Source organism: Cryobacterium sp. M23 (genome assembly GCF_002929655.1).
GTDB lineage: Bacteria > Actinomycetota > Actinomycetes > Actinomycetales > Microbacteriaceae > Cryobacterium > Cryobacterium sandaracinum.
Genome location: NZ_PJJV01000018.1, coordinates 1 through 3,086, shown reverse-complemented (window position 1 = coordinate 3,086; position 3,086 = coordinate 1). Strand labels below are relative to the sequence as shown.

Below are 3,086 nucleotides of genomic sequence, written 5' to 3'. Positions count from 1 at the left end.
GCTGATCACGCACTACACCCGCATCCTGCGCTACATCAAGCCGGACTTCGTGCACGTCTTCGTCGACGGCCGCATCGCCGAACAGGGCGGCCCCGAACTCGCCGACCGCCTCGAAGACGAGGGCTACGATCGCTTCCAGAGCACCGACGTCGCCCGATGAGCCTCGGGACAACCGCACTGCAGTCGGCGGAATCGACCCTGGGCGCGGCGCGGTTCGATGCCGTCCAGGAGGCCCTCAAGGATGTGATCGACCCGGAACTCGGCATCAACATCGTCGACCTCGGCCTGATCTACGATCTGGGCTGGGACGATGAAAACGATGCCCTGATCATTCACATGACCCTGACCTCGGCCGGCTGCCCGTTGACCGAGGTGCTCGAGCAGGAGATCGGCGTCAACCTGGACGGCATCGTCGACCAGTTCCGCATCAACTGGGTCTGGATGCCGCCGTGGGGCATCGACAAGATCACCGACGACGGCCGGGAGATGATGAGCGCTCTTGGATTCACTATCTAGCCAGCCCGTTGCCACGAATCGGCTGAGTCTGACCGGGGCGTGCCGATGACCTATGTGATCGCCCTGCCCTGCGTCGACGTGAAGGACCGCGCCTGCGTCGACGAGTGCCCGGTCGACTGCATCTACGAGGGTGAGCGCTCGCTCTACATCCACCCCGACGAATGCATCGACTGCGGAGCCTGCGAGCCGGTCTGCCCGGTCGAGGCCATCTACTACGAGGACGACGTGCCCGAGAAGTGGGCCGAGTACTACAAGGCCAATGTCGAGTTCTTCGACGACATCGGCTCGCCCGGCGGGGCGGCGAAATCCGGCGTGTTCCAGAAGGACCACCCGATCATCGCCGCCCTGCCCCCGCAGGTGCGGCCCTGACCCTGCCGCGATCCTGAGCGCACCGCCGTGCCGGCTACGAGCGGATGCGGCGGTGCACCGACTGCGGCTTGAGGTAGACGTGCAGACCCTCCAGGCCGAATTCGACGCCGAGCCCTGAGCCATGCCGCCCCGCGAACGGGGCCGCATGGTTCGAGGCGAAGAATTTTATCCCGATCGAGCCCGTGTCCACCCGCGACGCCACCGCGAGGGCGGCATCCTCGTCTGCGGAGAAGACCGTTCCTCCGAGGCCGAAATCCGTGTTGTTGGCGATCCCGATGGCCTCCTCGAGGCGGTCGTAGCGCAAAATCGACAGCACCGGCCCGAAGACCTCCTCCCGGGCGATCCGCATGCCGGGCGTCACGTCGGCGAACACGGTCGGCGTGACGGAGAAGCCCCGGTCGAACCCGCTGGGCACGTCGCCGCCGGTCGTGGCGCGGGCACCCTCCGCCAGGCCCGACCGGATGTAACCGAGCACCGTGTCCCCCTGCGCGGCGGTCGCGCTCGGCCCGAACACGGTTGCCGGATCCATCGGGTCTCAGATCGCGACGGGGTCGATCACCGGGGTGGTTTGCGGGCGCGGGCGGCGGGCTGCAGCGCCGAGGGGGGAGTTGCGCGATTCCGACCTGGATGCGCTCGGCCGTGCCGAGCAGGATCGGCAGGTTGCGTTCGAGCTGGTGGGCGCGGCTGGTCGGCAGCACGATGCCGAGCCCGCCGACGACGCGGCCGTCAGCCTGGAAGACCGGAACCGCCAGGGAGCAGGAGCCGAGGCGAACCTCCTCCGAGGCGAGCGCGAACCCCTGCACGCGGATCTTCTCGATCTCCCGGCGGAGCTGCTCGTGGTCGGTCTTCGTGAAGGCGGTGCGGACGATCAGCGTGCCGCCGAGCACGGCGTCCTGCACCCAGTCCTCCTCGAATGCCAGGATGGCGCGCCCCATGGCGGTGGCGTGCATGGGCAGCCGGCCGCCGACCCGGGGGGCCTGCGGCACGCGCCGGGTGCCGTAGACGCGGTCGATGTAAAGCACGTCGGCCCCGTCGCGGATGGCCAGATGCGCGGTCTCCTGGGTGAGGCCCGAGAGGTCCTGCAGGTAGGGGGCGGGCCACGTCGCGCAGCTGCCGCCCCGCGTGCTGGCCGAGTTCCCAAAGGCGCAGGCCGATCTGGTTGCGGCCGCGGGCATCCCGCTGCACGGCGCCCCACTCTTCGAGCTCGCCGAGCAGGCGGCACGGTGCTCTGTGGCAGCCCGCTCTCGGCGCAGATCTCGGAGAGCGACCGCGGTGAGGCGCTCTGCTCGAAGACGGCGAGGATGCTCAGCACCCGCGACGTCACGGATTGCCCGGGTGAGGATGTCCGACCAGCCACGTTCCCCCTTGGAAACGCTCGATCGCTTGCTCAGTCTACGAGCGTTCCGATCGGTGCGGCGGGGTGCGGCACCCCCCCCCGTTCTGTTGCCCCCTGAAGTCCCCCCACGTGCGGCAGATTGCGTTTCGGATAACGTGGAGGGTGTGACCCACACTGCCCGCGACCTCGGAATCTCCTCCACCCCAGCCGCCCGGCCCGGGCTGCACGCCTGGCGGAACGCCGTGTTCGCACTCTTCTTCATTGCCGGACTCGCACTGGCCACCTGGATGTCCCGCATCCCGGCCGTGCGAGACGGCCTCGAGCTCTCGACCGCGCAGGTGGGCATTGTCATCTTCGGTCTCTCGGCCGGGTCGGTGATCGGCCTGGTGGCGGCGGTCGGGCTGCTCGCCCGCCTCGGCGCCCGGCGCGCCGTGGTACTCGGCGTCGCGATCTCCTCGGTCGGGCTCATCACGGCCGGGGTCGGCACGAGCCTGCTGGGGTCCACCGAGCTGGTCTTCGCCGGGCTGGCCCTGGTCGGTTTCGGGATGGGCTCGGTCGACGTCATGATGAACGTCGAGGGGGCGGCGGTTGAGCGGGCGATCGGCAAGACGCTGATGCCGCTGATGCACGCCTGCTTCAGCCTCGGCACCGTGGTCGGCGCACTGGCGGGCGCGGGGGCATCCTTCGTCTCGTTGCCGGTGTTCTGGCACCTGGCCGGGGTTGCGCTCCTCGTGCTCGCCACGGCCGTCGCCGGGGTGCGGTATATCCCGGTGCGAGCGGAGCTCGGCGACGAGCCGGCGACGGCGTCGGCGTCGGGCGCGGAGCCGGGCGTCGCGCCGGGCGTCGCGCCGGGCGTCGCGCCGGG

Annotated in this window: 4 protein-coding genes and 3 pseudogenes; 4 read left to right on the top strand and 3 right to left on the bottom strand. The window is 69.8% G+C overall.

Features of this window, described 5'->3' with window-relative positions:
• From sufC to fdxA, 3 genes and pseudogenes are all read left to right on the top strand, one after another.
• A pseudogene (sufC, locus tag CXY82_RS00185) lies at nucleotides 1–160 on the top strand (Fe-S cluster assembly ATPase SufC); the annotation flags it as partial.
• Nucleotides 157–516 carry a metal-sulfur cluster assembly factor gene (locus CXY82_RS00180; protein ID WP_104169165.1) on the top strand — a complete coding sequence of 120 codons (360 nt, stop codon included), beginning with the start codon at nucleotides 157–159 and terminating at the stop codon, nucleotides 514–516. The pseudogene sufC and the gene CXY82_RS00180, both read left to right, overlap by 4 nt.
• A gap of 45 nt (nucleotides 517–561) precedes the next feature.
• The gene (gene fdxA / locus CXY82_RS00175; RefSeq protein ID WP_104100575.1) at nucleotides 562–885 is read left to right on the top strand and encodes a ferredoxin; all 324 of its coding nucleotides are present in this window, start codon (nucleotides 562–564) and stop codon (nucleotides 883–885) included.
• 34 nt (nucleotides 886–919) lie between these two features.
• Here fdxA and CXY82_RS00170 read toward each other — a convergent pair whose 3' ends face one another.
• The 3 genes and pseudogenes from CXY82_RS00170 to CXY82_RS17685 all read right to left on the bottom strand — a co-directional run bounded on the left by CXY82_RS00170 (nucleotide 920) and on the right by CXY82_RS17685 (nucleotide 2,197).
• Complete coding sequence (locus tag CXY82_RS00170) at nucleotides 920–1,414, bottom strand: aldehyde dehydrogenase family protein (protein ID WP_104169164.1); 495 nt, start codon at nucleotides 1,412–1,414, stop codon at nucleotides 920–922.
• Between the two features lie 154 nt (nucleotides 1,415–1,568).
• Nucleotides 1,569–1,820 (bottom strand): annotated as a pseudogene (locus CXY82_RS17690) (IclR family transcriptional regulator C-terminal domain-containing protein); the annotation flags it as partial.
• Nucleotides 1,754–2,197 carry a hypothetical protein gene (locus CXY82_RS17685; RefSeq protein ID WP_233199083.1) on the bottom strand — a complete coding sequence of 148 codons (444 nt, stop codon included), beginning with the start codon at nucleotides 2,195–2,197 and terminating at the stop codon, nucleotides 1,754–1,756. The gene CXY82_RS17685 and the pseudogene CXY82_RS17690, both read right to left, overlap by 67 nt.
• Nucleotides 2,198–2,385: 188 nt before the next feature.
• On the opposite strand from CXY82_RS17685, the pseudogene CXY82_RS00160 reads away from it, so the two are divergent.
• Nucleotides 2,386–3,086: pseudogene (locus CXY82_RS00160) on the top strand (MFS transporter); the annotation flags it as partial.

What these genes read in the sequence shown, in the direction of transcription:
- CXY82_RS00170 (WP_104169164.1), bottom strand. Translation starts at nt 1,414, where the DNA reads ATGGATCCGGCAACCGTGTTCGGGCCGAGCGCGACCGCCGCGCAGGGG.
- fdxA (WP_104100575.1), top strand. Translation starts at nt 562, where the DNA reads ATGACCTATGTGATCGCCCTGCCCTGCGTCGACGTGAAGGACCGCGCC.
- CXY82_RS00180 (WP_104169165.1), top strand. Translation starts at nt 157, where the DNA reads ATGAGCCTCGGGACAACCGCACTGCAGTCGGCGGAATCGACCCTGGGC.